Source organism: Autumnicola lenta (assembly GCF_031846515.1).
Classification (GTDB): Bacteria; Bacteroidota; Bacteroidia; order Flavobacteriales; family Flavobacteriaceae; genus Autumnicola; species Autumnicola lenta.
Window position 1 is genome coordinate 1 of the sequence record NZ_JAVRHO010000062.1, and the last position, 1,242, is coordinate 1,242.

The window sequence follows — 1,242 nt, forward strand, 5'->3', positions numbered from 1 at the left end:
GTGAGCAGGTAGTTTCGATTTGAGACTGATTTAAAGATTGTTTTTATACAGCTTAACTGCAGTTATTTATGGAAATAATCTTTCCTTCTTCAAAACCTCTATAAATGTGTTATTACCTGAATCTATATACTCAATAAAAATGTATTTATCATTAATGTATAAGATTTCTAAAAACCTATGATCCTCCCTTGTTCTTAATTCTTTTACTAAATTATCAAAATTTAATAGGCGATCAGTTTTGATGGAATCATTACGAATCTTGCCAACGACTTCTGTAGTTAATCCGAATAGTTTTAAAGCCAATATTAAAATAGCGAAATGCGAAAATGCGAAAAAATAGTTTTTGAGTTCAAGTTTTTTGCTATTAATCAGTTCGTTATCCGGATCAGTTTTAGTTTTAGTTTTTTTTTCTAAATTTTTTAAAGCGTTTTTCGGAATCAGAATTGAAAATGAGGCCAAAATAATGGTTAAGCACCCGATGAATGTAAAAATATCAGCTACCTCTATATATCCTCTTTCAATAACTCCCAGATACATAAATACGAGGGGAGTAGAAAATAAAATTGTTATCGGAATCATCCATAAAATTGTAGAAGACCATTTTATGGATTCTAACTCTGAAAAGGGAGTAAATCGAAATATCCATCTTGATATATAAAAAGCTAATAGTATACACGCCACAAAGAATAGAACCAATAAACCATAGGGACTACTTGAGAGATAGAAAAGAATCTGATATAGGAAGGCGAAATTGAAGCAAGTTCAATTAGTTGCCATAGGCCGCCAATAATAGCTGGAAACAGAACTATTATACTAAGATAGTTCTTTAAAAAATCAATTCTTTTTATCAAATTTTTCCTCATAATTTTAGCTAACGTCTCGATGAAAACAGTTCTAGCTGGTGAACTTGATTATCCACAGGTTCCGACCGACAGGAACAACGCAGCACAACGCTAAGCAAGTGAGCAAGGTCTAGATAAAATTCAATTTGAGATTGTTTCAATCATTGATTTTTATATATTATTGCCCACTAACTTTTATTTAAATCTATCAAAAAATCCGTGACTATCCCAAGCCTGATATAGTTTAGAATAAAATACTTTAGGTTGAATTTTCATCAGATTTAGATTATGTATTATCCGCTCAAAAGCAATGTAAGTTGCAAATGAATAAAACACAGCAAAATTGAATTGCTCTGTATCAAATACCTGAATGTTATTTAGTCTTTCTATTGAAAATACT

2 protein-coding genes are annotated in these 1,242 nt (G+C 30.5%); both read right to left on the reverse strand.

All coding sequences use genetic code 11. From position 1 onward, the window contains the following. Positions 1 to 66: 66 nt before the first annotated feature. Positions 67 to 579, reverse strand: coding sequence for a hypothetical protein (locus RM545_RS17415; RefSeq protein WP_311496558.1), 513 nt, complete (start codon positions 577 to 579; stop codon positions 67 to 69). A gap of 458 nt (positions 580 to 1,037) precedes the next feature. Then, positions 1,038 to 1,242: hypothetical protein (locus tag RM545_RS17420; RefSeq protein WP_311496559.1), on the reverse strand; the 205-nt coding region annotated here is incomplete at its 5' end.

Coding starts and splice junctions, on each gene's coding strand:
- RM545_RS17415 (WP_311496558.1), bottom strand. CDS start 579: ATGATTCCGATAACAATTTTATTTTCTACTCCCCTCGTATTTATGTAT.